The 1341-nt window shown below is 76.7% G+C and carries 2 protein-coding genes; both read right to left on the bottom strand.

The genetic code is table 11. The features are described from left to right. Positions 1-835: MlaD family protein (locus L2I40_RS23235; protein WP_237217726.1), on the bottom strand; the 835-nt coding region annotated here is incomplete at its 3' end. Further along, a partial coding sequence (locus tag L2I40_RS23230) for a P-loop NTPase family protein (RefSeq protein WP_237217725.1) occupies positions 832-1341 on the bottom strand: 510 nt, incomplete at its 5' end. The genes L2I40_RS23230 and L2I40_RS23235, both read right to left, overlap by 4 nt.

Raw genomic sequence — 1341 nt, 5'->3', positions numbered from 1 at the left:
GGGGGATCTGCGGCGTGGCCCGCGCGATGTCCTGCGCGGCGCGTTCCAGCGTGGCGAGCGTGCGGTCGGCGCGGGCCAGCACGGATTGCAGGCTGCCCGGCGCCGGGCCGTTCCGGCCGCCGGGATCCGCCGCGCCGCCGGTCAGCGCGCCGACGACGCCCTGCACCTCTTGCACCGCGGCCTGCGCCGTCTCGGCCAGCGCGTTGAATCGCCGCGCGGCTTCCTCCGCCTCCCGCGCGACTGTCTCGTCGGCCAGCAGGCGCCCGACCGTCCCCTCCCCGCGATTGAGCCGCTCGGCGGCCTCGGCGAAGGCGCGGGTGCCGCGCTGGAGGTCGTCCAGCACCGGGAAGACGCGGCGGCGGAGGTCCTCGAGCAGCGCGCCGGCCGTCTCGGTCGCCGCCTGCTCGACGCGTGCCTCGATCACCGCGCCGCGTTCCCAGTCGAGCGGCGGCCCCTCCCCGCGCGCGATGTCGAGATAGGCGGGGCCGGCGACGCCGAAGCGGCGGCGGACGGTCGCGATGCTGTCGGCGCGGATGAAGACGCGCGCCTGGTCCTCGATGCGGAGCTCCGCGCGGATGCGGCCCTCCGGCGCGATGACGATCCGCCGCACCGTGCCGGCGCGGATGCCGAGCACCTCCGCCTCGGAGCCTGCGGACAGGCCGGCGACGCCGCCTTCCGTCGGCATCAGCACGGTGAGCTGCGCGCCGCCCTCGAACCATTGCCGGATGACGCTGCGCTGGAAGGCGGTGAAGAGGAACACCGCCACTGCCGCCAGCACGAGCGCGCCGACCCAGCGGTCGGTGTAGCGCAGCCGGACGCGATCCTCCTCCGTCATGCCCGGACGAGCCCCTCGGGTCCCAGGCGGAGCCGCTGCGTGGCGGGAAAGGCAGGATCGTCCCAGGCGCGGCGCGAGCGGGTGATCCAGATCGCCGCGGCGCCCGCGTCCCGGCGTTCGTCGAGCGTCGCGCGGAGCGGCGCGACCAGCGTGTCGGCCGCCTCCACGTCGAAGGGGCTTTCCAGCAGCAGCAGGTCGGGCCGGCCGAGGAAGGCCCGCGCGCAGCCGGCCCGGGCGAGGTCGAGATGGCCGAGCTCGTGGGGCGTCACGCGCGGCATGCCGTCCAGCCCGAAATGGCGCGACAGGCGCTCGGCCTGCGCGCGCAGGGCGGCTTCCTCGGCGCCGTGATGGCGGCGCGCGAGCAGCATGCCCTGCGCTACGGAGAGATGCGGCAGCCAGCCGCCCTCGGCCGGCGCGAGCCCTATGCGACTGCGCAGCGCCTCGGCCGCGCGGCGCAGCAGGCCGGCCAGCGCCGTGCCGATCAGGCCAATGGCGCCGGCGGCCAA

The sequence above is a fragment of the Falsiroseomonas oryziterrae genome (assembly GCF_021864505.1).
In the GTDB taxonomy this organism is placed as follows: Bacteria; Pseudomonadota; Alphaproteobacteria; order Acetobacterales; family Acetobacteraceae; genus Falsiroseomonas; species Falsiroseomonas oryziterrae.
This window is presented reverse-complemented; position numbering and strand designations above follow the sequence as displayed.